The 22,772-nt window shown below is 76.0% G+C and carries 24 protein-coding genes; 13 read left to right on the forward strand and 11 right to left on the reverse strand.

Annotated elements, in window-relative coordinates; genetic code table 11:
- The first annotated feature begins 106 nt into the window (after nucleotides 1–106).
- Nucleotides 107–1,015, forward strand: coding sequence for a TauD/TfdA dioxygenase family protein (locus ABD363_RS20385; protein WP_344605600.1), 909 nt, complete (start codon nucleotides 107–109; stop codon nucleotides 1,013–1,015).
- Between the two features lie 299 nt (nucleotides 1,016–1,314).
- On the opposite strand, the gene ABD363_RS20390 is transcribed toward ABD363_RS20385, so the two are convergent.
- Nucleotides 1,315–1,509: a hypothetical protein gene (locus ABD363_RS20390; protein WP_344605602.1), complete on the reverse strand. Its 195-nt coding sequence runs from the start codon at nucleotides 1,507–1,509 to the stop codon at nucleotides 1,315–1,317.
- A gap of 331 nt (nucleotides 1,510–1,840) precedes the next feature.
- Between ABD363_RS20390 and ABD363_RS20395 the strand changes: the two genes are divergently transcribed.
- The 4 genes from ABD363_RS20395 (at nucleotide 1,841) to ABD363_RS20410 (ending at nucleotide 4,905) form a co-directional block, all read left to right on the forward strand.
- Nucleotides 1,841–2,065, forward strand: a complete 225-nt coding sequence (locus tag ABD363_RS20395; RefSeq protein WP_344605604.1) for a hypothetical protein — start codon at nucleotides 1,841–1,843, stop codon at nucleotides 2,063–2,065.
- 66 nt (nucleotides 2,066–2,131) lie between these two features.
- Nucleotides 2,132–3,094: a hypothetical protein gene (locus ABD363_RS20400; protein ID WP_344605606.1), complete on the forward strand. Its 963-nt coding sequence runs from the start codon at nucleotides 2,132–2,134 to the stop codon at nucleotides 3,092–3,094.
- 259 nt (nucleotides 3,095–3,353) lie between these two features.
- The gene (locus ABD363_RS20405) at nucleotides 3,354–4,247 is read left to right on the forward strand and encodes an SCO2400 family protein (protein ID WP_425578003.1); all 894 of its coding nucleotides are present in this window, start codon (nucleotides 3,354–3,356) and stop codon (nucleotides 4,245–4,247) included.
- Between the two features lie 286 nt (nucleotides 4,248–4,533).
- Complete coding sequence (locus ABD363_RS20410; protein ID WP_344605610.1) at nucleotides 4,534–4,905, forward strand: DUF6479 family protein; 372 nt, start codon at nucleotides 4,534–4,536, stop codon at nucleotides 4,903–4,905.
- 238 nt (nucleotides 4,906–5,143) lie between these two features.
- On the opposite strand, the gene grpE is transcribed toward ABD363_RS20410, so the two are convergent.
- The 3 genes from grpE to ABD363_RS20425 are packed head-to-tail and all read right to left on the reverse strand — an operon-like array spanning nucleotide 5,144 to nucleotide 6,513.
- Nucleotides 5,144–5,905 (reverse strand): nucleotide exchange factor GrpE, encoded by a 762-nt coding sequence (gene grpE, locus ABD363_RS20415; RefSeq protein ID WP_344605612.1) that lies wholly within the window; start codon nucleotides 5,903–5,905, stop codon nucleotides 5,144–5,146.
- Between the two features lie 2 nt (nucleotides 5,906–5,907).
- The gene (locus tag ABD363_RS20420; protein WP_425578004.1) at nucleotides 5,908–6,099 is read right to left on the reverse strand and encodes an Hsp70 family protein; all 192 of its coding nucleotides are present in this window, start codon (nucleotides 6,097–6,099) and stop codon (nucleotides 5,908–5,910) included.
- Nucleotides 6,100–6,147: 48 nt separating this feature from the next.
- On the reverse strand, nucleotides 6,148–6,513 hold the full coding sequence (locus ABD363_RS20425; RefSeq protein WP_344605614.1) for a J domain-containing protein: 366 nt from the start codon (nucleotides 6,511–6,513) through the stop codon (nucleotides 6,148–6,150).
- 202 nt (nucleotides 6,514–6,715) lie between these two features.
- Here ABD363_RS20425 and ABD363_RS20430 point away from each other — a divergent pair, with 202 nt between their 5' ends.
- Nucleotides 6,716–7,177, forward strand: a complete 462-nt coding sequence (locus ABD363_RS20430) for an Hsp20/alpha crystallin family protein (RefSeq protein ID WP_344605616.1) — start codon at nucleotides 6,716–6,718, stop codon at nucleotides 7,175–7,177.
- A gap of 126 nt (nucleotides 7,178–7,303) precedes the next feature.
- Nucleotides 7,304–7,702 carry a hypothetical protein gene (locus ABD363_RS20435; RefSeq protein WP_344605618.1) on the forward strand — a complete coding sequence of 133 codons (399 nt, stop codon included), beginning with the start codon at nucleotides 7,304–7,306 and terminating at the stop codon, nucleotides 7,700–7,702.
- Nucleotides 7,703–7,753: 51 nt separating this feature from the next.
- Here ABD363_RS20435 and ABD363_RS20440 read toward each other — a convergent pair whose 3' ends face one another.
- Nucleotides 7,754–9,433, reverse strand: a complete 1,680-nt coding sequence (locus tag ABD363_RS20440) for a glycoside hydrolase family 13 protein (protein WP_344605620.1) — start codon at nucleotides 9,431–9,433, stop codon at nucleotides 7,754–7,756.
- Between ABD363_RS20440 and ABD363_RS20445 the strand changes: the two genes are divergently transcribed.
- Entirely contained in the window at nucleotides 9,354–9,830 is a 477-nt protein-coding gene (locus tag ABD363_RS20445; protein WP_344605622.1) for a DUF397 domain-containing protein, read from the forward strand. The two genes, ABD363_RS20440 and ABD363_RS20445, sit on opposite strands and share 80 nt — an antisense overlap.
- Here ABD363_RS20445 and ABD363_RS20450 read toward each other — a convergent pair.
- Entirely contained in the window at nucleotides 9,793–9,954 is a 162-nt protein-coding gene (locus ABD363_RS20450) for a hypothetical protein (protein ID WP_344605624.1), read from the reverse strand. The genes ABD363_RS20445 and ABD363_RS20450 overlap by 38 nt on opposite strands.
- A 240-nt stretch (nucleotides 9,955–10,194) precedes the next feature.
- Between ABD363_RS20450 and ABD363_RS20455 the strand changes: the two genes are divergently transcribed.
- The 4 genes from ABD363_RS20455 (at nucleotide 10,195) to ABD363_RS20470 (ending at nucleotide 14,518) form a co-directional block, all read left to right on the forward strand.
- Nucleotides 10,195–11,538 (forward strand): tetratricopeptide repeat protein, encoded by a 1,344-nt coding sequence (locus tag ABD363_RS20455; protein WP_344605626.1) that lies wholly within the window; start codon nucleotides 10,195–10,197, stop codon nucleotides 11,536–11,538.
- 227 nt (nucleotides 11,539–11,765) lie between these two features.
- On the forward strand, nucleotides 11,766–12,755 hold the full coding sequence (locus ABD363_RS20460) for a permease (protein WP_344605628.1): 990 nt from the start codon (nucleotides 11,766–11,768) through the stop codon (nucleotides 12,753–12,755).
- On the forward strand, nucleotides 12,752–13,522 hold the full coding sequence (locus tag ABD363_RS20465) for a TIGR03943 family putative permease subunit (RefSeq protein WP_344605656.1): 771 nt from the start codon (nucleotides 12,752–12,754) through the stop codon (nucleotides 13,520–13,522). Before ABD363_RS20460 ends, ABD363_RS20465 begins: the two co-directional genes overlap by 4 nt.
- Before the next feature lie 174 nt (nucleotides 13,523–13,696).
- Nucleotides 13,697–14,518, forward strand: a complete 822-nt coding sequence (locus ABD363_RS20470; RefSeq protein ID WP_425578005.1) for a GAF and ANTAR domain-containing protein — start codon at nucleotides 13,697–13,699, stop codon at nucleotides 14,516–14,518.
- Nucleotides 14,519–14,567: 49 nt separating this feature from the next.
- On the opposite strand, the gene ABD363_RS20475 is transcribed toward ABD363_RS20470, so the two are convergent.
- A complete protein-coding gene (locus tag ABD363_RS20475; RefSeq protein WP_344605630.1) occupies nucleotides 14,568–15,359 on the reverse strand; it encodes a hypothetical protein in 792 nt (263 codons plus the stop codon).
- Between the two features lie 223 nt (nucleotides 15,360–15,582).
- On the opposite strand from ABD363_RS20475, the gene ABD363_RS20480 reads away from it, so the two are divergent.
- Complete coding sequence (locus tag ABD363_RS20480; RefSeq protein ID WP_344605632.1) at nucleotides 15,583–16,545, forward strand: nucleoside hydrolase; 963 nt, start codon at nucleotides 15,583–15,585, stop codon at nucleotides 16,543–16,545.
- Nucleotides 16,546–16,631: 86 nt separating this feature from the next.
- On the opposite strand, the gene ABD363_RS20485 is transcribed toward ABD363_RS20480, so the two are convergent.
- The 4 genes from ABD363_RS20485 to ABD363_RS20500 all read right to left on the reverse strand — a co-directional run bounded on the left by ABD363_RS20485 (nucleotide 16,632) and on the right by ABD363_RS20500 (nucleotide 22,652).
- Nucleotides 16,632–17,993, reverse strand: a complete 1,362-nt coding sequence (locus ABD363_RS20485) for an extracellular solute-binding protein (protein WP_344605633.1) — start codon at nucleotides 17,991–17,993, stop codon at nucleotides 16,632–16,634.
- A complete protein-coding gene (locus ABD363_RS20490; protein ID WP_344605634.1) occupies nucleotides 17,993–20,869 on the reverse strand; it encodes a substrate-binding domain-containing protein in 2,877 nt (958 codons plus the stop codon). The genes ABD363_RS20485 and ABD363_RS20490 overlap by 1 nt, the downstream gene beginning before the upstream one ends.
- 5 nt (nucleotides 20,870–20,874) lie before the next feature.
- Entirely contained in the window at nucleotides 20,875–21,354 is a 480-nt protein-coding gene (locus tag ABD363_RS20495; protein WP_344605636.1) for a hypothetical protein, read from the reverse strand.
- Between the two features lie 242 nt (nucleotides 21,355–21,596).
- The gene (locus tag ABD363_RS20500) at nucleotides 21,597–22,652 is read right to left on the reverse strand and encodes a serine/threonine-protein kinase (protein WP_344605638.1); all 1,056 of its coding nucleotides are present in this window, start codon (nucleotides 22,650–22,652) and stop codon (nucleotides 21,597–21,599) included.
- Nucleotides 22,653–22,772: the final 120 nt, after the last annotated feature.

The following is a 22,772-nucleotide window of genomic DNA, read 5'->3' on the forward strand; positions in this document are numbered from 1 at the left end:
ACGCACGACACGCACGCCATCCACGACACCCACGCCATCCACGACATCCACGCCATCCACGACACGCACGACGCCCGAGAAGCAGGACGCGAGAGAGGAAACAGCAGTGAGCATCACCAGTGAGCGGCCCGCCGTGGCCGAGGACCGTCGCCCCGCCCCGGCGGACCTGCCGATCACCAAGCTCGGCCCGCACTTCGGCGCGGAGATCCACGGCATCGACCTCGGCCGCCTGACCGACGACCAGGTCGTCGCGGTCCGCCGGGCGCTCGTGGAGCACAAGGTGCTCTTCGTGCGCGGCCAGGAGAATCTCGACGACGCCGCGCAGATCGAGTTCGGCCGGCGCCTGGGCGAGGTCACCGTCGGGCACCCGATCCACGACTCCGGCGACGTGGCCCCCGAGGTGTACTCCCTGGACAGCCAGGACAACGGGTTCGCCGACGTCTGGCACACGGACGTGACGTTCGTGCAGCGCCCGCCGGCGATCTCCGTCCTGCGGGCCGTCGTGCTGCCGCCGCACGGCGGCGACACCAACTGGGCCGACAGCCAGCTCGCCTACGAGTCGCTGTCCCCGGGCCTGCGGGCCCTGATCGACCCGCTCACCGCGGTGCACGACGGCACCCGCGAGTTCGGGTACTACCTGGCGCAGCGCCGGCAGGGCCGCGGGAACGTCTGGGAGGGCGAGGTGTTCACCGACCTGAAGCCGGTGGAGCACCCGGTCGTGCGGGTGCACCCGGAGAGCGGCCGCAAGGGCCTGTTCGTGAACCCGGGGTTCACCTCGCACATCGTCGGGGTGTCCGAGTACGAGAGCCGGGGCCTCCTCGACATCCTGTACGCCCACCTCACCAAGCCCGAGCACGTCGTACGGCACCGGTGGCAGCCCGGTGACGTGGCCCTGTGGGACAACCGCAGCACGGCCCACTACGCCAACCGCGACTACGGCGACCAGCACCGCGTCATGCACCGCATCACGCTGCGCGGAGACATCCCGGTGGGGCCCTCGGCCCCGTCCCGCTGACCGCCCGGTGTCCGCCGGGCCCCGGACGGCGGTGGCGCCGGCGACAACGATGACACTGATGACGGCGTGACGCCGATGACGGCAGTGACATCGGTGGCGACGGTGACACCGGTGACGGCGGTGGCGGCACGCGGCCGTCCCGGGGCGTACGGCACGGCCGGGGCCCGCACCCGTCGAGGCGCGGACCCCGGCCCGTGTGCGCGTCCCGGCGCGCGCGGTCCGCCGCGCGCGATCCGCCGTGCGGCGACGGGGCGTTCGGCCGCCCCGGCGCCCCGGGACGCCGCCGACGACGGCCCGGCTCACTGCTGCGCGGACGTCATCAACTCCGTGAACAGCGCCATGCAGGACGTGCAATGGCCCGCCTGCTGCGCATCGGACGTCTCCACCCCCGCGAACCGCTTCTGCCCGCAGAGCGTGAGATCGGCCTGTTTGGCCATCACATGCCACACCAGCGTTCCACCCGACTTATCCGGGCCCGCATGCATCTCGTACATGTCCGGCCTCCCAGGTTGGACGTGTCTTTCTCCCAGGACACGCCATGACCGTCCAGGAGTGAAACGGTGAGGGCCGTTCGAGTGAGGAGCCGGCCGGGACGTCCTGCGGCCGGGGTCCGGTGGAGCGTTGGGCAGGCCTTGCACCTGCATCTCCCCGCGGGAAGCGGAGCGTCTTGCCTTGGACCACCAACGCGCGGCGCGCCACCGGCGGTTACGCGGCGGCGTACGCAAGATCTCATTTAACCCGGCCCTATGAAAGAGATACTTGTCTGCGTAATCCTTCACTCTTTTGCCGCGCATCCGGTGGAATGAAGGTCGCGTTAGTCGAGACATGACCAAGGCAACCAGGTTGGGGCCCTACACCTATCTCCCCGCCCCGGCGCACGGCTCCCCCGCTCCCAACGGCGCCCTCACCAAAGGCGGACTCCCGGTCACGTTGCGGGTGACCGAGCCCATTCTGCGGAATTTCCTGGACATCCTGGCGGAGCTGGAAGCCGATCTCGGCAGACGGTGGATCACGGCGCAGGGAACATCCGGTCGCAGGCCGGCCGAATAACCAGACGGTGTCATGTATCGCGGACGAACGGATCACCGTCGAGAACACGCAGACCCGCACGCGGGGATGTTCAGCGAAAGGGGCACCGGCCGCCACCGGGGCCCGTCCGAACCCTTCCCGCAGCCCTTGGTACCGCCGGACTGGGATCCGGCCGAGGAACTGGCGTTCATGCTCCAGGACGCCATGGCGGAACACGCCCCCCATATCGCCCCCCACGTCATCCCCCCGGTCACCCCGCACGCCGCCCCCCAGGTCGCCTCCCCCCACTCCGCGGACGACGGGCCGGTCGCCGCGCCCGCCCCCGGCACACCTCTGGAGAACCTCCAGGAGATCACCGCGGAACTGCCGCCGTTGAAGGGCTCCCCCCGGGGTCATCGCAGGGCCCGGGAACGCGGCGGGAAGAACGGTCTGCGGACCGTCAGTCATCTCATCGCCGCGGTGACCGCGCTCATCGCCTGCAGCGTGAGCTTCTTCGGCGGGATGGTCGCCTACGCCCCCCTGCGCCTGTCCGCCGTGCCCCGCGCCGAGGGCGGCATCGCGGCCTGGTGGCCGCTGCTGATCTACGGGCCGTGGCTGGTGTCGTCGCTGTCCGTGCTGCGCGCCGCGCTGCACCAGCGGCGCGCGGTCCACGCCTGGTGCGTGGTGCTGTTCTTCTCCTCCGTGGCGATGATGCTGTGCGTCGTGCAGGCGCCCAGGACCGTCGTCGACACCGCGGCGGCGGCGCTGCCGGGGCTCGCGTCCCTGGCGTGCTTCCAGCAACTGGTCCGCCAGATCACCCTGACCCGGCCGCCCCGGCGGACGATGCCCCGGCACCGTGTGCAGGCCGCCGCAGCGGCCCAGGTCCCCGCCCAGGCCACGGCCCAGGTCCAAGGCCCGGCCTCGGTCCCGACCCCGGCTCCGGCTCCGGCTCCGGGCCCGGCTCCGTCCCAAGGCCCGGCTCCGGCTCCGAGGGAGCAGGCCAAGGCGGCTCCCCCGCGGCCCGGCACGCCGGGTCCCGGCGGCACGTGGCAGCCCTCCCCCTACCGGTAGGACCGGGCCGCCGGGGTCCCGTGGCGTACGGCCGGCTCCCGCCGCCGGGCGGAGCCGGCCGTACGCGGTCCGTCCGGCGGCGGGGGCCGGCCGGGAGGGTGCCGGTGGCGGCGGTACCACGCGTACACGGTGTGTTACGGGAATCCACGCAGGAACGACACACAGGGCACACACCGTCCGTCCAAAGCCTCGCTACCGTTCTGGCCTCCCGTTTCCGATCTTGCCGATCGTTGACCCGGCCGACCCAGGAAGAGTGCGGATGGACTACTGCTCCCCGTGTCGCCGGCACCTCAATGGCGCCCTGGTGTGTCCGGGGTGTGGTGCCTACACCCCGGACATCGCCCCGGAGGCCGTGACCGGACGGACGGTCGCGGGACGGGCGGCGCACTCCGACCCGGGGGACGACGGACGTCCGCCAACCGGCGAAGAACCGGACGCCGAAGAGCCGGACGACAAGCAGCCGGACGCCGAAGAGCCGGACAGCGAGGAACCGGACGGCGAGGAACCGGACGGGAAGGAACCGGGCGGCGAGCGGCCGGGCGGGGAGTTCGGTGGTGAACCCGCCGGGGCGGCACCCGTCCCGCGGGGGCGGGCGGCCCGGCGGCGGTCGGCCCGGCGCAGGAGGAACCGGCGGCGGGCCCTGGTCGCGGTGGCCGTCGCCCTCCTCGGCGGCGTCCTGGTCGTCACCGTGCCGGACCGGAACTTCCCCGACCGCGCCGAGGCGGCCACGGCACCGGACGTCCCCGTCCCCGGCCTCACCGGCCCGGGCGCCACGCAGGACGCGGCGCAGGAGCCCGACGCCCGGCCGGTGTCGCCGTCCCCCACCGCTCGCCGGACCGCTTCCGGCCGGCCGGTTCCGCAGTCGGGTCCGAGGACCACCGACCGGGCCTCCGGCCCCGCCTCCGCACCCGGCTCCGGCTCCGGTTCCGGTTCCGGTTCCGGCCCCGGTCTCAGCCCCCGTCCCGCCCCCACGCCCGACGGCACGCGGACGGCGGCGGTCCCGCCGGCGACCGCCTCCCCGTCCCGTACGAAGACGTCCGCGCCGCCGTCGGTCCCGGCCGCGGAACCGCCGGCGGCGCAGCCGAGCCCCACGCCGGCCGTCTCCCCCTCGCCGTCGGACCGGGTGTGCCTGCTCTGGCTGTGCCTCGGCTGACGCCGGGAATGGGTTCGGGCACGCGGGCTCCGGCGCCCGGTCCGCGGCACGGCGGGGCCGCCGCCCGGCCGGTGCGCGACGGGGCGGTGGACGCCCGTCCGGTCCGTACCGGGCGGTGAGGTCGTTGCCCGCGGCCCGGCCGCCCGGCCAGGTGGCGCCGGAGGGGACCCACGGGGCGCGGGCCTCGCCACGGGCATCCGGCGGCCTTCACGGCACCGGCCGGCCACCGATTTGTCAATCGGACATTTCTGGAGCTTATTCGCATTCCGTCAGCCATAATCGGAATATGAATATGGCAACGCATGAACTGCTGACCGCGTCGTCCGAGCACGCGCTCAACATGACCGCGGCGTTCATCGGCGGGATGGTCGTGGCCGGTCTGCTGATCTGGGCCGTACCCGTCGGTATGCGCCTCATGGACAAGGACACCGGACACCCACGCCCGGAGGAGCAGCCGAAGTTGCCCGACGGCGGGCCGGTCCGCGAGATCCGGGAACAGCGGGAGCCGGACGAGGTCCCGATCGTGAACGGGGGGCCACGGCTCATGCCGTACGAGCTCCACCACGCCAACACCCGGACGTGCAAGGACCAGAGCCGGCGGCGCTGGCAGCCCGGGTCCAGCGGCTCCTTCGGCAGCGGGGGCCTGGGGCACGTGTGACCCGCGCCCCGACTCCGGGCCCCGGCACGGGCGCACGCCCCGGCCGCAGGCCGGTCGGTACGAGCCTCCCCGCACGGCCGCCGCCCGGTTCGGGGCGGTCCGTCCCGCTGCTGCCGGCTTCCTGGATCCGCCCCTCGCCGGCGGGCTCCCCGCACGGGCGGCGGCGACCCGCCCAGCGCGCTCGTGACGAGACGTTTCCGCAGGTGGCGTGTGCTGCTGAGCCGTACGGACGGAACCGTCAGCGACGGTCGCCGCCGGGCGGCCCGGACGACTCCGGCGACCCCGGCGCCCCCGTCGGCTTCGGTGATTCGGGTGGCTTCGGTGATTCCGGCGGCTTGAGCGACGGCAGCGGCTGCGGGGGCGGCAGCGACGGCAGTGATGGCGGTGACGGCGGTGATCCGGGTGGTGCGAGTGGTTCCGGTGACCGCAGTGGCCTCGTCGACGCCGTCGGTTCAGGCGGCAACGGCGGCCGGGAGGACAGCACCCGCGCGGGAGACCGCGCCGGTTCCGGAGACCTCGCCGGTTCCGGTGCGGAAGGTGTCCCCGGGGTCCACCGGGGTCCCGTGACCTCCACCTGGGCCGGGCGCAGGAGCTGGTCGCCGATGCGATAGCCGGGGCGGAGGACCGCCGTGCAGACGAGGCGGTCGGCGTCCTCGGAGACGTGGTGGGCGAGGGCGTCGTGGCGGGCCGGGTCGAACTCGTCGCCCACCTCCCCGAACGCCACCAGTCCCAGGCCGCCGGCCTGGCTCTCCAGCGTGTCGGCGATGTCCTTCAGCCCTGGTGTCATCGGCTCGTGCGCGCGGGCGCGGTCGACGGCGTCCAGCACCGGCAGGAGGGCGGTGAGCACGTTGGCCACCGCGATCCGGCGCACGGCCAGGCGGTCGCGCCGCACCCGCTTGCGGTAGTTGTCGTACTCGGCCTTCACCCGCTGCAGATCGGCGGTGCGTTCCTGGAGCAGCCGGCGCAGCTCCTCCGCGCTCCGTGCCTGGCTCCCGTCCATGGTCAGCCCGCCCGCGAGTCGCTGTCGTCGCCCGCCGTCCCGGTGCCCACCCCGCCGCCGTTCCGCGCGAAGGCCGCGACCAGGGGCGTGGTCCCGCCCCCTTCCGTGCCGGTGACGACGGTGGGCTCGCCGCCGTCGGGGACCGGGACCACCGAGTCCGTCGTGCCGAGGCCGATGCCGACCGAGCGCGCCATCCGCATCCTCCCTCCTCGTACCGCTGGTCAAGTACCTCGTACCGCTGGTCAGGCACCTCGTGCCGCTGATGGCTCCCGGGCCCCGGGGCCCGGTCGGGGGCCGCGCTCCCACCGGACCGGCCCCGCGCGCAGCGGCGGTGCCGGCGGCTGCGCGGCGCCGGCCGGACGGGTCCGGCGCACGGGGCGGGGGGCCGCCGGGGCGGGGGCCCGCTCGCGGTCGTAGGCGGCCCGCAGTCCGGGATCGCGGAGGGTCTCGTACGCCGCCCGGACCCGTCCGAACCGCTCCGCGGTGACGGCGTCCACGCGGGTGTCGGGACGCAGTTCGCGCACCCGGCGGCGGAACGCGGACGTGATCGCCTCGGCCGACGCCGAGGGCGTCACCCCGAGTACCGCGTACAGGTCCGGTTCCCGCATCGCCCGGCCACCTCCTCACCCGCCGCGAGCTGCGCTTTCGCCTCCGTCTTGCCTCATAGCCTGAATAAAACTTGAGCGCCCCCTTGTCAAGTATGAGCCGTCGAGGTATAGCCGTGTGTAGACCCGCGTGGACAGCCGCGGGTCGATCCGGCCTGATCACGACCGGTTCCGACGGCACCCACCGGGCGAAAGGAGTGGAACAGTGACGCTCGTCCGTACGGATCCCCTCCGGGACCTCGGCCGGCTCACCGAGCAGACGTTCGGCACCCTCGCCAGGCCGGCCGCGATGCCCCTCGACGCCTACCGCAGCGGTGAGGACCTCGTCCTCCACTTCGACCTGCCCGGCGTCGACCCCGCCGCCGTCGACCTCAGCGTCGAGCGCAACGTCCTGACCGTCCGCGCCGAGCGCCCCGGCCCCGCCGCCGAGGGCGCCGACCTGCTGGTCGCCGAACGCCCGCACGGCGTCTTCAGCCGTCTGCTGATCCTGGACGACACCCTGGACACGGAGCGGATCAGCGCCCGCTGCGAGGCCGGCGTGCTCACCGTCACCGTGCCGGCCGCCGAGGAGCCGAAGCCGCGCCGCATCCGGGTCGGCCGCGCGGCCGCGGACGACGGGACCGGCGGGACCGGCGGGAGCCGGGAGGCGCCGCGGAGCACCGCGTGAACCGTCCCGCCGAACCAGGTGAGTGAGCCGGGGGACCGGGCAGTCGGGAGCCCGGAGAGCCCGGGGAGCGGGCGTCTTCCCGTCCGGAGCCCGCGCCCCGGCCCGTCCGAACGGAGGTGTGCCGCGATGATCACCGAACTGGCCGTGGAACGCGTCGAGTTCACCTGCGGGACCTGCTGGCACCGCTGGAGCGTCGACTACGACGTCCAGCGCTGCCTGGACGACCGCGGGGACGAGTGGGAGTACTTCCACCGGGACAACGCCGCCGTCCCCTCCCCCTACACCCCGGAGGGCGCGCCGGCCTGCGCGCACTGCGGCCGGCGCTGGGTGGGCCGCCTCGTGGCCCGGCGCCCCGTCCCGCTGCCCGGCGCGCCCGGCGCGCCCCGCAGCCGTGTGCCGGCGGAGGGCGTCCACCGGCCCGAACGCCATACGGCCCCGCTGCTGGAGGCCGGGGATCACCGGCAGCCGGCGTCCGGCGCTCCGCGGGAGGCCGGGACCCCCGAGGAGGCCGGGCGGGTCTCCTGAGGGACTCCTCCGGCGCGGCCCGGAGGCGGCCCCGAAGCCGCCTCCGGGCCCCTACAGCCCCAGCCAGACGGTCGTGTCCGGCCCCAGCCGTCCGTCCTCCTCCAGCGGCGCGCTGCTCAGCAGCACCTCGCCGGCCGGCAGCCGGACCGGTGCGCCGGACAGGTTGGCGACGCACCGCCAGCCGCCGGTGCGGTCGAACTGGAGCACCCCTTCCGGGACGTCGTCCGCCCAGGTCAGCGACTCGCCGGCGAGCAGCTTGCGGCGCAGTCTGAGGGCCGTGCGGTACAGCTCCAGGGTCGAGCCCTCGACCCCGTCCTGCGCCTCGACGGCGTACGCCGCGAAGCCCGGCGGCTGCGGCAGCCAGGCGCCGCCCGGCCCGAAGCCGTACGACGGCCCGGTCGTCGTCCACGGCAGCGGCACCCGGCAGCCGTCGCGGCCCTTGCGGACATGGCCCGTCTGCTCCCAGACCGGGTCCTGGAGCACCTCGGTGGGCAGGTCGGCGACCTCGGGCAGGCCGAGTTCCTCGCCCTGGTAGAGGTACGCCGACCCGGGCAGCGCCAGCATCAGCAGGGTCGCGGCGCGGGCCCGGCGCAGTCCGGCGGCCTCGTCGACGGCCGGGGCGTGGCCGCCGGACAGCAGCCAGGCGTTGGCGTCGGTGCCCGGCGGGAGCATCAGGCGGGAGGCGTGCCGCACGACGTCGTGGTTGGACAGGACCCAGGTCGCCGAGGCCCCGGCGGCGGCCGCGTCGGCCAGCGCGCCGGTGATGACCCGCCGCAGCTCGCCGGCGTCCCAGTGGGTCTGCAGGTACTCGAAGTTGAAGGCCTGGCCCAGCTCGTCCGGGCGGGCGTACAGCGCGCGCCGGGCGCCCGGCACCCAGGCCTCGGCGACCGCCATGCGGGGCGGGCTGTAGGCGTCGAGGATCTTGCGCCAGTCGCGGTAGATCTCGTGCACCTCGTCGCGGTCGTAGAAGGGGTGCTCGCCCGGCGCGAACCGCGCCAGGGCCGCCTCGCCGCGCACCCAGGGGGCGCCGAGGTCGCGCAGCGGCTCGTCGAGGTCCTTGGCGAGGGCGTGGGCGACGTCGATCCGGAAGCCGTCCACGCCCCGGTCGGACCAGAACCTCAGGGTGGTGCGGAAGTCGGCCCGCACCTCCTCGTTCGCCCAGTTGAGATCGGGCTGCTGGGGCGTGAACAGGTGCAGGTACCACTGCCCGTCGGGCACCCGCCGCCAGGCGCTGCCGCCGAAGACGGACTGCCAGTCGGTGGGCGGGAGCTCGCCGTGCTCGCCGCGGCCGTCGCGGAAGACGTACCGGTCGCGGGCCGGGGAGCCGGGCCCCGCGCTCAGCGCCTCCTGGAACCACGCGTGCCGGTGCGAGGTGTGGTTGGGCACCAGGTCGACGAGGATCTTCAGCCCCAGTCGGTGCGCCTCGGCGACCAGGGCGTCGAAGTCCCCGAGGGTGCCGAGGCGGGGGTCGACGTCGCGGTAGTCCTCGACGTCGTAGCCGCCGTCGGCCAGCTCGGAGGGGTAGAACGGGCTCAGCCACAGGGCGTCGACGCCCAGGGCGGCGAGATGGGTCAGGCGCTGGGTGGCTCCGCGCAGGTCACCGAACCCGTCGCCGTCGGCGTCGGCGAAGCTGCGCGGATAGATCTGGTAGATGACGGCCTGCCGCCACCAGTTGGGGTCCCGGGACGACAGGTCGGGCGTGGAGTGCGACTCGTCGGTGCGTACGGTCACGCGGCCTCCTCTGCGGGGTGCGGTGCGGACGGGCGACAGCAGAAATCTGTCCACAACACCGGAAAAGCGAACACCGGGGGCGGATCGGAACAGGCGGTTCCAGCGGCCCGTGCGACCGGTGGACCCAGCATCCCCCGGATCGCTCGCTCCCGGTGCGACCGGCGCGCGCTCCGGGCGGCGCGGTCGCAAGTCCAGCCGCAGCAGCAACGGCGGCGACTGCGTCGGGGTCGCCCGCCTCGCCCCCCGCACAGCCGTCCGCGACTCCAGGAACCCCGGGGCCGGGACCGTCACCGTCTCCCCGGAGCCGTCGCCCTCCGCGAGGGTCCGCGGCAGGACGGCCCCGGGCGGGAGTCCTCCGCCTACCGCCGCACGGTCACGGCGCTGTCCCCGGAGCTGACCGGCTCTCCCTTCGCCGCTCCCCCGGGGCCCGCGTACGCGGCCAGGAGGAGGGCGGTCACGGCGATGACGGCCGCGGTGAAGCCTCTGGTGTAACGCTCTGCGGTGCGTGTGCGTTCGAGCACGGCGACCTCGCAACGGCGATGGTGGGGTGGGGGGTGGCGTGGGTGCGGCGGTGTCCGACATCGATGTCCGGTCCGGGTGTCCCACCCGGTGTCCGACGCCGATGCCCGCCGCCGGCGCCGGCGCCCGACGACGGTGTCAGGCGACGACGGGTGTACAGCAACGCATTAAGCGCGTTTAATTCACGGTTTAACCTAAAGCCGTCGCAGCCGAACGGCAAGAGCCGCAGGGGGAGTTGGCCAGTGGGGGACCGTGACGACCCGGAGACCATCGGACGCCGAGTGCAGCGGTTGCGCATCGAGCGCGGGCTGACGCAGCGGCAGCTCGCGGAACCCTCGTACACGCCCGCGTACGTCTCCACGCTGGAGGCGGGCCGGGTGCGGGCCTCCGAGGAGGCGCTGCGGCACATCGCCGGCCGGCTCGGCGTCGCGTACGAGGAGCTGGTCACCGGCCGTCCGGCCCGCCTCGCCACCGACCTGCGGCTGCGGCTGACCGAGGCCCAGCGCACCCTGGCCACCGGGGAGACGGAACAGGCGCGGCGGCAGTACGCCGGCCTGCTCGCCGAGGCCGAGACGCACGGGATCGGCGAGGTGCGGGCCGCCGCGCTGCTCGGGCTCGGGGAGTGCGCGCTGGAGAGCGGGGAGCTGGCGGACGGCCGGCGGTTCTTCGAGCGCGCGGAGGAGTGCCTGGCCGACGCGCCCCTGCCGGGCCGGGTCCCCGCGCTGCGCGGCCGGGCCGTCGCCCACTACCTCGCCGGTGAGCTCCGGTACGCCGTCTACCTGCTGGAGTCGACCCTCGACGAGCTGAACCGCGGCGGGCTGCACGACCCGGACGCGCTGCTGCTGCTCTACGCCAGCGCCATCGGGCCGTACATGGACATGGGCGCGCACGCGCGGGCCGCCCAGGCCGCCGAGTTCGCGCTCGCGCTCGCCCCGCAGGCGGGCGACCCGGCGCTGGTGGCGCGCATGCACCGCTCCGTCGCCCGCACCCTGCTCGCCGAGGGCCGCCTCGCCGAGGCCGACGCCTCGCTCGCCAAGGCCGCCGAGCTGTACCGGACGCTCCAGCTCCGCACCGAGCTGGCCAACTGCCACTGGATGCGCGGGTACGTGTACGCCCAGGACGGCCGGCTCGACCGCGCCGAGGACGAGCTGCGCGAGGCCCTGGCCATGCTGACGGCCAAGCGCGCCGCCCTCTACAGCAGCCAGGTCGCCGTCGAGCTGGCCGACGTGCTGCACCGGCGCGGCCGGTCCGAGGAGGCCGCCGAACTGCTGCACGAGGTCCTCGACGGCCTGTCCTCCGAGCGCGGCGCCGTCCACGCCGCCGCCGCGCACCGGCTGCTCGGCATCATCGCCGAGGACGCCCGGGACACCGAGGCCGCCGAGGAGCACTACGTCCGGGCGCTGAGCCTGCTGGAGCGGGCGGGCGCGGCCGGGGACCTGGCCGACCTGTGCCGGCTGCTGGGGGACCTGCTGCGCCGCACCGGGCGGGTGGAGGCCGCGCTGGACGCCTACCGGACGGGCCTCGGTCACCGTACGGCCCCGGGGACGACCACCCTCGGCCCGGCGCCCGCACAGCCCCCGCTGTGACGGCACCCGCACAGCCCCCGCTGTGACGGCACCCGCACGGCCCCGGCTGTGACGGCGCCCGCACGGCCCCTCCATGGCGGCACCGGCCCGGCGGCCCGCGCCCTCTCCTCCGCGACGCCCGCACAGCCCGCTCCGGGACGGCGCCGGGGCGGCGCACAGCGGCGTCCGTTAGCCTGCGTGCGCCGACCGACGGAACGGGTAGAGGGCGCGTGGAGAATCGACGGACTGTGGCCGACGGCCTGCGCCTGGCCGTGCGCGCGCTCGTGTACGCCGTCGTCGGCGGGACCGCGCTCGTCGCCATCGCGACGGTCGTCTCCGTGCTGGGCCCGGTGGTGGCGCTCGACCTGTACACCCCGCCGGTGGCCGCCTGGTGGACCGTCTTCACCGCCGTCGTCGTCCAGGGCGTGCCCTTCCTGCTGCTCGGCACGGTCGTGTCGGCGGCGATCGGCGCCTTCGTGCCGGACCGGGTCTTCACCCGGCTCCTCCCCCGCAACCAGGCGCTCGCCGTCCCGGTCGCCGGCGCGGCGGGGGTGGTGCTGCCCGGCTGCGAGTGCGCGTCGGTGCCGGTGGCCGGGAGCCTGATACGGCGGGGCGTCGCCCCGGCCGCCGCCCTGGCCTTCCTGCTGTCGGCGCCCGCGATCAACCCGGTCGTGCTGGTCGCCACCTCGATCGCGTTCCCCGGGCAGCCGGCCATGGTCGCGGCGCGGCTGGCCGCCTCGCTCGCGGCGGCGGTGGTGATGGGCTGGCTGTGGGCCCGGTTCGGGCGGGAGGAGTGGCTGCGGCTGCCGAAGGGGCGCCCGGCGTCCGGGCCGTCGCACGGCCGGCACGGTTTCCTCTCCGGGCTGCGGCACGACTTCCTGCACGCCGGCGGCTTCCTGGTGCTGGGCGCCGGTGCGGCGGCCACCTTCGACATCGCCGTGCCCCGGTCGGTGCTGGACGTCTTCACCGGGTCGGCGTGGCTGCCGGTGCTGCTGCTGGCCGTCCTGGCGGTGGTGCTGTGCGTGTGCAGCGAGGCCGACGCGTTCGTCGCGGCCTCGCTCAGCGGCTTCTCGCCGACCGCGCGGCTGGCGTTCATGGTGGTGGGGCCGATGGTGGACCTGAAGCTGATCGCGCTGCAGGCGGGCACCTTCGGCCGGGCCTTCGCGGTCCGGTTCGCGTCGGTGACGTGGGTGGTGGCCGTGGCGAGCAGTGCGCTGGTGGGGTGGTGGCTGCTGTGAGGCGGTACGGTCCCGCGGTGCTGCCGGCGCTGACCGGCGCGGCGGTGCTGCGCATCTCCCTCTTCAGCGACCTGTACCTGCGGTACGTGCAGCCGGGACTGCGGCCGTACCTGATCGTGTCCGGGGCGGTGCTGGTGCTGCTGGCCCTGTGCACGGCGGTGGCGGGGCGGCGCGCCGCGGACGGCGAAGGACACGCGGACCACGCGGACCACGCGGACCACGGGGAGCACGGGGAGCACGGCCACGGGGAGCACGGGCACGCCCACGGCCCCGGCGGGCCCCGCGTCGCCTGGCTGCTCGCCCTGCCCGCCCTCGCCCTGCTGCTGTTCCCGCCGCCCGCCCTCGGCTCCTACAGCGCCGAGCGGGAGGCGGCGCAGCGGGCGGCGCAGGGCGTCGGCGCCTTCCCGGCGCTGCCGGCCGGGGACCCGGTGGACCTGACCCTCGCCGAGTTCGGCTCCCGCGCGATCTACGACAGCGAGCGGTCCCTGAAGGGCCGCACCGTCCGCCTGACCGGCTTCGTCACCCACGGCGACGACGGCACCTGGTACGTCACCCGCCTCCTCGTCTCCTGCTGCGCCGCCGACGCCACCACCGGCAAGGTCGAGATCCGCTCGGCCGAGGCCCCGCCCGCCGGCACCTGGGTCACGGTCACCGGCACCTGGCACCCCGAGGGCGCCCTGGGCACGGACGCCGCCTGGCCGCCGGTCCTCGACGCCACCCGGGTCCGGCACGTCGAGCAGCCGGCGAACCCGTACGAGAAGCGCTAGCCGCGCCGGGACCGGGAGGGACGGCCGGAACCGGCCCCCGGCGCCCGGGCGGCGGGGTTTCGCCCGGCGGGGCGCGGGTAGTCGGCTCGTCTCCGGGCAGGCGGCGCCGTCGGTGCCCCGTGCCGGGAGAGCGTCGACGTTGCCGGCCGCGGTGATCGAAGGAGGCGGTGGGCCGTGCGGCCAAGGGACGACCGCTGCGGCGGCGTACCGGACGGCGACTGCGGCGGCGTACCCGACGGCCATCACGCCCGGCCGTCCGGAGCCGGATGCGACCGGTACCCGGACGCGGACCGGACGGACGCCGCCGGACGGATCGCCGCGGAAGTACGCGATGCCCGGCCCCGGGAGGTTCCTGGACGCCTGTGCGCGGTGGCGGTCGAACTGCTGCCGGTGACCGGTGCGAGCGCGTCCCTGCGCAACGACGGCGTCCCCCTCCACCTGTGCGCCAGCAGCGAGCAGGCCGCGCGCGTGGCGGAGATCCAGACCACCCTGGGCGACGGCCCCTGCGTGCGCGCCGCCGAGACCGGCGCGCCCGTGCTCGCCTGCGATCTGACCCGCGGGCCCGACGCCGACCGGTGGCCGGTCTTCGCCCAGCAGGCCACCGCCGCCGGGGTGCGGGCGGTGTACGCGCTGCCGCTCGGCAACGACTCGGTGTGCGTGGGCACCCTCGACCTCTACCGCGACCGCCCCGGCCGGCTCACCGACGGCGAACTGCGCACCGCGGAACTGGTGGCCGGCGTCATGACGGTGGCCCTGACGGCGCTGCCGCACGACGACGAACCGGACGCGGGGGGCGGCGGGTCCTGGCTGAGCGGTCTGGCCACCGACCACGACGCGGTCCACCAGGCGATCGGCATGATCATGGCCCAGCTCGGCGTCGGCGCCGACGAGGCCCTGGCCCGGCTGCGCGCCCACGCCTTCGCGGGCGGCCGCACCGCTCTCGCCGTGGCCCGCGAGGTGATCGCCCGCCGCACCCGCTTCGACCGCGACGACTGACCGGGCCCCGCTCCCCGACGGACGGGCGTCGCCGCCGGGACCCCGGACCTCAGACCTCCGTCCCGCTCCGCCTCCTCACCTCCGTCAGCCGCTCCGCCCCCGCCCGCACGGCCCGCCAGGTGGCCTCCTCCGGCACCTCGCCGGGGCCGCCGTTGGTGAGGGTGATCGTGTCCTCGCCGACGCGGACGGCGGCGACCTCCACGACGAGGAACGACGGCTCGCCGCCGGCCGTCTCCCCGCTCAGCGTGACCCGCAGGCCCTGGCGGGCGTCCCCGACCTCCGGCAGCGGCAGCTCGTCGACCTCCACGTCCTGCTCCGCCCCGTGCGCGGTCACGGCCGGGAACCGCCCGCACCGCACCGGCAGGCCCGCGAACCAGGCCAGCGCGCGGTCCACGTCCGCCACCCGGTGGGCGGCGACCTGGTAGCGCAGCTGGGCCGCGCCCCCGGCGTCGTCGAAGCCGGCCACCGCGCGGGCGCCCGCGGGCGGGCCGAGGAACTCCTCGGTGTAGAGGAGGTCGAGCAGGCGCCGGCAGTCGGGATCCTCGGCGGTCGCCTTGAGCAGCCCGTCCCGCCAGGCCGCGGCGCCCTGCGTCGGCCGCCACCGCTCGCCCAGGTCGCCGGGGGCGATCAGGGCGTCCCGCGCCCCGTCCTCGGTCAGCGGGGGCGGGGCGGTGGGCGGCGCGAGCGCGGCGGGCGACCGCCCGGCCGAGGCGGCGGCGCTGGAGGCCGTTCCGGGCAGCTCCGGGTGGCCGGCGGAGCAGGCCGTCGCGGTCAGCAGGGCGGCCACCGGGAGAGCGCGGGCGGCGAGGACGCGGGTGCGTGCGGCCGGGGGGTGCTGCATCGGGTGCCTCCTGGGGGCGCGCTGCTCGGGATCCGGCACGTCCGGAGATCCCGTACGTCGTCTTCCAAGGGAGCACCCCGCCCCGCGCCCCACCAGCGTTCCGGGCCGTCCGGGTGAGCCCGGCCGCCGGGGCGCCGCGGCCCGCCGGGCCGGGGGAATCCGCGTAAGGTCACCGGCACAGGCCCCGCGCGGGAACGCGGAAACGGTGGAAGGAGCCCTCGCCGTGACGACCGACCAGCCCATCCCGGTGATCATCGACTGCGACACCGGCATCGACGACGCCCTGGCCCTGCTGTTCGCGGTCCGTCACCCGGGGCTGGACCTGCGCGCGATCACCTGCGTGGCCGGGAACACGGACGTGGACGGGGTGGTGCGGAACACCCTGACCGTGCTGGAGCAGGCCGGCGCCCCGGACGTCCCCGTCGCCCGGGGCGCCGAGCGCCCGCTGCTCGAACCCCTCCGCACGGCCCGGCACGTGCACGGGCACGACGGCATGGGCGACCTCGGCCTGCCCGCGCCGACCCGCACCGCGGCGGACGTGGACGCGGTGACGCTGCTGCGCCGCGAGATCCTCGCCTCCCCGCGCCCGGTCACCCTGATCCCCACGGCCCCCCTGACCAACATCGCGCTGCTGCTGCGCACCCATCCCGAGGTGGTGCGCAACATCGAGCGCATCGTCTTCATGGGCGGCGCGGTCGCCGCCGGGAACGCCACGCCGGTCGCCGAGTTCAACGTCTGGCACGACCCGGAGGCGGCGGCGATCCTGCTCACCGCCGGGGTGCCGATCACGATGTACGGCCTGGACGTGTTCCAGCGGGTCGTGGTCCCCGGCGCCGACGTGCGGCGGCTGCGCGCCAGCGCCGAGCCCGGCGCCCGCCTGGCCGGCGAACTCCTCGCCCACCGCGGCCCCGTCGTCGACGAGTCGGACCCCGGCGGCGGCCTCGGCGACGCGGGCGCGGTCTGCGCGGTCGCCGACCCGCAGGGCCTGACCACCCACCGCCTGCCGGTCGAGGTGAACCTGGCCGCGGGCCCGGCCCGCGGCCAGACGATCGTCGACCGCCGCCGGCGCCCCGGCGAGTCCGAGATCCACGACGGCACCCGTGAACAGCCCCTGGTGGACGTGGCGCTGGACGTGGCCGTGGAACGGTACGTGAAGCTGTACCTGACGGCGGTGGAAGGACCCTAGGGCCGCGGCCGGATGCGGCCCCGCCCGCGTACCGGCCCCCTGCCCGGCCCCGCCCGGGCGGCCCGCCCCGCCCCGGCCCCGGCCGCTCAGTCCGGCAGGGCCTCGCGCAGGGCCTCGTCCAGCCGGCGGGCCAGCTCCGCGTCGGTCGGCGGGTCGGCGCCGAACAGGGGGCCCAGCTGGGCCGTGAACGTCTGCGTGAAGGCGCCGTACAGCGGGGTGCGCGGGCGGGGGACCGCGCGCTGGAGGGCGGGGAGCAGGATGTCCTCGGCGTACCGGGGGCGGCCGGTCCGCTCGTCCCTCGGCATGTCGTCGGCGCGTTCGCCGGTGGGGGAGGCCGAGGGGACCGGGGCGGACAGCGGGCAGCGTACGGAGTCGTCCCGGTACGCCGAGGTGCGGGTGGCCGCGAAGCCCGCGTCCAGCAGACAGCGCTCGCTCGGCCGGCCGGTGAGGAACCGGATCAGCTCCCTCGCCCGGCCCGGCTGGTCGGACGCCTCGGTCACCGCGAGGTTCTGGCCGCCGAGCACCGCCCGGCCGGGCAGCGGGGCCACGCGCAGCCGCCGCTCGTCGAAGGTCTGGTGCAGGACGCGGTAGGCGTACGGCCAGTGCCGCAGGAACGTGGTGCGGCCCGCGGCGAAGTCGGCCAGGCTCTTCTCCTCGTCGGACCGGTCGGCGTCCGTGAGGGTGTACGAGTCGTCGGTGCGGCGGCGCAGCTCCGCGACGCCCTGCGCCAGGTCGTCGACGTCGGCGCGGTACCGGCCCTCGTCGTCGGTGAGCGTGAGGCCGGGCACCGCCGAGGCGAACGCCTCCACGGCGTTGACCGTGCGGCCCTCGTAGGCGCGCAGCTGGGTCGTCCAGCCCTTCTCGTAGCCGTGGGGGCGGCGGGCCTGGACGTAGTTGATCAGGTTCCGGAGCTGGTCCCAGTCGATGCCGCGCAGGTCGGTGTGGTGGATGCCCGCCTGCCGCAGATGGTCCGGCCGGTAGTACAGCAGGCCGACGTCGCTGTTGAACGGCACCGCGTACACCCGGTCGTCCCAGCGGGCCGTGCCGGCCACGGACGGGATGACGTCGGCGTCCAGCATCGCCCGGGGCAGCGGTCGGATCAGGCCCGCGGCGGCGAACTCCGGCACCCACGTCACGTCCAGGTTGACCACGTCGTAGGCGGCGCTGCCGGACTGCAGGGCGCCGAGCAGCTGGCTGCGCTGTTCGTCGGCGCTGCCGGGGAGCTCCACCAGACGGGCGCGGTAGCCGGTGTCCCGTCTCTCCTGCTCGGCGTTCCAGGCGTCGATGAGCTGCCGGCGGACGCCGTTGTTGCCGGTGACGTCCCGGCCGCTGGCGATCACGATGTCGCCGGGCACGTCGGCGGAGGGCGCGGGGTCCGCGCCGTGGCCGCCGCCGGTGCAGGCGGCCACCAGCAGCAGGGCGAGCAGGGCCACGAGCCGCCGGGTCATCAGTCCTCCCCCGTTCCGGTGCGGGCCACCTCGCCGTGCAGGGCGGCGCCGAGGTCGTCGTCGGCGTCCAGGCACCGGCCGCCGCTCACCGCCGAGACACGGGCGTCCGGCCTGCCCGCGTCGCAGCCGCCGCCCACCAGGGACACCATCGTCACCGGCGCCTTCACCGACCGGGCCCGGTCCAGCACGTCGGTGAGACGGGTGCCGGCCAGCCGGTTCGCGTCCTCGTCGTCGGTGACGTACACGATCAGCCGGGGGCGGTCGGTGCCGAGCCGCTCCATCTCCTCCAGCGCGGCGAGCAGGGCCGCGTGCGGATCGGCCTCGGCGTCCCGCACGCGGGCGCGCTCGTCGACGGCCCGCCGGGCGTCCTTGCGGCCGTGCTGCCCGAACGGCAGCAGCGTCTCGTACGGCTTCTCGCCGAGGCCCGACACCGCCCACACCCCGTACTCGTCGCGGCCGCCGAGCCCGCCCAGCGACTGCTTCAGCAGGCCGGGGCCGCCGCCGGGCCCCTCCCACAGGTCGGCCATGGAGCCGGAGCTGTCGAGCAGGTACAGCACCCGGCCGGGCCCGTTGGCGCCCTGATAGCCCGTCAGCGCGGCCTCGGCGGCGTCCCGCCCGGCGGACTCGACGAGCGGGGCGGGGGCGCGCAGCACGCCGTCGGCGACCGACTCGTCGTCCGGCAGCGCCCGGCCGTCCGTGACCGGGCGGAAGCCCTCCCGTGCGAACACCGCACCGCCCCGCTCGCCGGCGAGCCAGGCCCGGAAGTCCTCGGCGGCCTCGTCGCGCGCGGCCTCGTCGCGGTCGGCGTCCTCCCAGCGGACCCGCACGAAGAGGGGCTCCAGGCCGGGCACGTCGCCGGGGTACTGGGCGAGGCGCGGGACACGGCGTTCGCTCTCGCAGCCGACGCCGCTCTTCAGCAGGAACTCGGGGACGAGCGCGGCGGTGCGGTCGTCCACGGCGTCGTCGGCGGGCAGCGCGCACAGCAGGTGGCCGGCGGTGGGGGACGGCGGGCCGGTCCGGTCGACGCGGCGTTCGGCGCGGCCGAGGTCGGCGGCGTCGGAGCCGGTCCCCGTGCCGGTGTCGGCGGTGATGCCGTACAGGCCGATCGTGGCGAACAGGCCCGTGTCGGTGAACTCCGGGTCGGGGCGGCGCACCTGGGCGTCCGGGTGCCGCGCGCGCAGGTCGTCGATCATCCGGTTGAGCGGGGGACCGACCCGCGCGTCGTAGTCGTCGGCGGCGAGGTTCTGCGGGACGGCGAGCACGATCGGGGAGTAGGCGAAGGGCTCGTCGGCGGGTTCCAGGGCGGCGACGGCGTCCGTGTCCTGCCCGGCGGCGACCCGGTCGACGTCGGCACGGGAGGCGGGGATCCACACGTCCGGCTGCGGGCCGATGTCGCGCTGCGGGTTGGTGTCGTCGTCGGGGGGCTCCTGCCAGGCGCCGGTCTGCCGGCGCAGCGCGGCGACCGTGTCGGCGGCGCCCGCGCTGTAGACGGTGATGCCGCTGCGGCGGCAGCCGTCGCCGGTGGTGTTCTCCTCCGACGTCAGATACGCGTCGGCGGCGGCCCGGACGGTGGCCTCCAGATCGGGGTCGGTCAGGACGCGCAGCTCCAGGGGCGGGGCGCAGGTCGCGCCCCGCCCGTCGGGAGGGAGCACGCCGGACGCCCGCAGGCCCAGCACGACGGCCAGCAGCAGGACCGGGCCGATGACGTACGGCGCCGCCCGGCGGAGACGGCCGCCGGGGCGGTGACGGCGCCGGAACACCGGCCTCAGCCACCGCCCCGGGGCGGCCACGGCACCGGCCGCGGCGTGCGGGAGGGCCAGGAGGGCCGCCCGGACCCGGGAGAACAGGGGCCGGCGTGGAGTCTCGTGCCCGTGCCCGGGCTCACGTTCGTGCCCGGGCTCGCGCTCGGGCCCGTGCTCGGGCCCGTGCTCGGGCTCGGGCTCGCGCTCGGGCCCGTGCTCGGGCCCGTGCTCGGGCTCGGGCTCGGGCTCGGGCTCGCGCTCGGGCTCGTGCTCGGATGGAGAAGCGGACGAAGGCCCCGGGCCGGAGGAAGGGCCGGGGCCGGTCGCGAGCTCGGACGTGGCCGGTCGGCGGCGGGGGTCCCGGGAGTCCTCCCCCGCGTTCCCCGCATCCGGCACCCCGCGCGCCGCCAGCAGCACGTCCTCGCCCGGCTCGGTGCGGCTCTGCGGCTCCCAGCGCTCGCCGCGCAGGGTGACGTGGCCGCCCGCCGCCATCCGTTCCCGCAGCTCGTCCGCGAGGGCGCGGAACCACACCGGCCCGTCCCGGTCGAGCAGACGCACCAGTTCGCCGGTGAAGGGCGTCGGCGTACGCGGGTCGCCCGCGTCGATGTCGTGGTTGGCCTGCACACTCATCAGCAGCAGCACGCGCCGCTTGTCGCGGAAGGTCTCCCAGATCCAGGCGGCGTTGCCCGCGTAGCAGCAGTCGAGGATCACCACGATCCGTCTGGCCCGGCTGGTGGCCAGCACGGTGAGCACGGTGGTGAACGTCTCCGCGCCGGGGAAGACGGCCTTCCCGCCCGCGATCACACTCGCGTTGCGCATCTGCAGGAACAGTTCGTCCGGCGCGCTCGGCACCGCGCCGTGCCCGGCGAAGTACAGCAGCAGCAGCCCGTCGGCCTCCGCGGCGGCCGTCTGCAGGGCCCGGTTGAAGTCGTCCTGGGAGGGCGAGCGCGCCACGATGATGTCGCGCTCGTCGAACACCTGTCCGCGCGCCAGCACCTCGCGCAGCCGGTTCAGGTTGTGCTTGACGGCCGGGAGGTCACCGGGCACACCGTGCGGCGGCTTGGTGAGGTCGTACTCGGACACCCCGACCAGCAGCGCCCGGTTCACCGGTCCACCCGGGTCGTTGGGGGTCACCGGGTCTACCCGTCGGCGCGGGCCGCGGGCGGATCACCGTCCTCCGGCCCGCGGCGGTCGCCCTGCGCACGGCGGTCGTCCGGTGCGCGGCGGTCGTCCGGTGCGCGGCGGTCGTCCGGTGCGCGGCGGTCGTCCGGCGCGGGTTCCGGGTCCATCCGTTCGACCCGGGCCGTGGGCGGCTCACCGTCCTCGACCCGGCCGCGGTTGGCCCGCCAGGCGTCGACGGCCCGCTGCACCAGCCTCGCCACCTCCACCAGGAGGACGGTGGTCTCCAGCACCGTCACGACGATCTCCAGGTTGACGCCCATCGGCGCCCTGGTCTCGTCCTCGTCCTCGTCCGTCCGCCGCCGCTCGTGGATCTGCAGCCACCCCGCGCCGACCATCTCGTCGAGCGGCTTCTCCCGCTCCAGCCACTTGCGCAGCGCCCCGATGTCCCTGTCGGTGGCGGGCCTGTCCAGCCGCACCCGCACGCCACGGCCTGTCACTGCATCCCCCTCAGCCATAACTCACCATCATGGCACCGGCGTTGCGCACTGGACAGGGTTTGGAAGCCGCTCCCGGCGCGTGCCCGCGAGCCGTGCGCCGGGCCCCCGCGCCGCATTCGCGTCCGCGCGTCGCCCCGCCCGGCGGGGCGTCATCCCGCGTCGGCGGCTCGGGCGGTGTCCTCCCCGCGCGCCCCCACAGTGCCCGGAAGCATCGCGTCCGCCCGCCTCGGCGCGCGGTCGCGTCACGCGCCGAGGCCGGCCAGGCGCCTGCGGACGTCGTCCAGGGCGCCCTCCCGCCGGCCGGGGACCTGGCTCCGCAACCGGGCGAGCGCGGACCCCAGTTCCCGGGCCGGCGCCGCGTCACGGATCCGCCCCCACTGGTGGTGGGCCCGGTCGACGGCCGCCTCGACGGCGGGCGCGTCCGGCGCCTGCCCGGCGGCCAGCCGGGCGGTCGCCACCGCCAGCCAGGTGCGGCAGCTGCGCACCGGGTCCCCGGCGAACATCGCCAGGTCCGCGCGGACCTCCGTCCAGTGCAGCGCCTCCTCCGACGCGGGCCCGTGCGCCCGTACGGCGGCCTCCTCGTGCCGCGCGGCCAGCGCGTCGGCGTCGGCGTGCCGACCGGACCGCACGGCGGCGGCGATGACGGCGTGCGGGTCGCCCGCCGCCGGCCCCGGCGCGGTCAGCACCAGGTCGGCGCCCGCGCTCTCCGGCTCGATCCGCGTCAGCGCCTGCTGGTGCAGCTCCTCCAGCGGCGGCCGGTACCCGCTGCGCAGGATCGTCGCGACCGCCTTCATGTACGACGGCTCCGCCACCGACCACCGGGACGGCGGCGGCGCGACGCGGCCGTACACGGCGTTGTTGCGGCCCGAGTCCAGCGGGTGCTCCCGCAGCCACCGCCAGGTCTCGGCGTCCGCGTGCAGGTCGAGCAGCAGGGCCGTCGCCCCCGTCGGCCGCAGCCTCAGTTCCTCGCGGATCCAGTGCCACGGCAGGGCGGTGTAGCGGACGGTCGCCGGGGTGGTGCGGGCCAGCGCGAGGTGGGGCAGGCGCTGGCGGCGGTCCAGCTGGAGCTGGCCGGTGACGTACACGGTCAGTGGGCCGGGGGCCGCGGCGGCGGCGCGCAGCCGGGTCAGCACGGCCTGGGGTTCCAGCGGGTCGGCGAGCTCGACGACGTTCGCGGTGTCCGTCCCGGCCAGCACCGCGGGCGGCACGGCCGCGAGCACGGGCAGCACGGACGCGGCGTCCACCAGACAGCCCTTTCCCACGGGTGCGGCCGCGAGCAGCAGCACGGTTCCGGGCATCGAGCCCTCCCCCCGACGGTCGATCACTTACGGCAGCACGGTAACGGCTGCGGCCGCCCGCGGGGGTGCCGGATCCGGGAACGGCCGCCGCCGAGCGGCGTGCCCGGGCCCGCGGTCCGG

This window comes from Streptomyces glaucus (assembly GCF_039533365.1).
Classification (GTDB): domain Bacteria; phylum Actinomycetota; class Actinomycetes; order Streptomycetales; family Streptomycetaceae; genus Streptomyces; species Streptomyces glaucus.

Excerpts from the sequence above, each read along its gene's own strand:
- ABD363_RS20390 (WP_344605602.1), bottom strand. The coding sequence starts at position 1,509 with ATGTACGAGATGCATGCGGGCCCGGATAAGTCGGGTGGAACGCTGGTG.
- ABD363_RS20395 (WP_344605604.1), top strand. The coding sequence starts at position 1,841 with ATGACCAAGGCAACCAGGTTGGGGCCCTACACCTATCTCCCCGCCCCG.
- ABD363_RS20400 (WP_344605606.1), top strand. The coding sequence starts at position 2,132 with ATGTTCAGCGAAAGGGGCACCGGCCGCCACCGGGGCCCGTCCGAACCC.
- ABD363_RS20405 (WP_425578003.1), top strand. The coding sequence starts at position 3,354 with ATGGACTACTGCTCCCCGTGTCGCCGGCACCTCAATGGCGCCCTGGTG.
- ABD363_RS20410 (WP_344605610.1), top strand. The coding sequence starts at position 4,534 with ATGAATATGGCAACGCATGAACTGCTGACCGCGTCGTCCGAGCACGCG.
- grpE (WP_344605612.1), bottom strand. The coding sequence starts at position 5,905 with ATGGACGGGAGCCAGGCACGGAGCGCGGAGGAGCTGCGCCGGCTGCTC.
- ABD363_RS20420 (WP_425578004.1), bottom strand. The coding sequence starts at position 6,099 with ATGGCGCGCTCGGTCGGCATCGGCCTCGGCACGACGGACTCGGTGGTC.
- ABD363_RS20425 (WP_344605614.1), bottom strand. The coding sequence starts at position 6,513 with ATGCGGGAACCGGACCTGTACGCGGTACTCGGGGTGACGCCCTCGGCG.
- ABD363_RS20435 (WP_344605618.1), top strand. The coding sequence starts at position 7,304 with ATGATCACCGAACTGGCCGTGGAACGCGTCGAGTTCACCTGCGGGACC.
- ABD363_RS20445 (WP_344605622.1), top strand. The coding sequence starts at position 9,354 with ATGACGGCCTGCCGCCACCAGTTGGGGTCCCGGGACGACAGGTCGGGC.
- ABD363_RS20475 (WP_344605630.1), bottom strand. The coding sequence starts at position 15,359 with ATGCAGCACCCCCCGGCCGCACGCACCCGCGTCCTCGCCGCCCGCGCT.
- ABD363_RS20485 (WP_344605633.1), bottom strand. The coding sequence starts at position 17,993 with ATGACCCGGCGGCTCGTGGCCCTGCTCGCCCTGCTGCTGGTGGCCGCC.
- ABD363_RS20500 (WP_344605638.1), bottom strand. The coding sequence starts at position 22,652 with ATGCCCGGAACCGTGCTGCTGCTCGCGGCCGCACCCGTGGGAAAGGGC.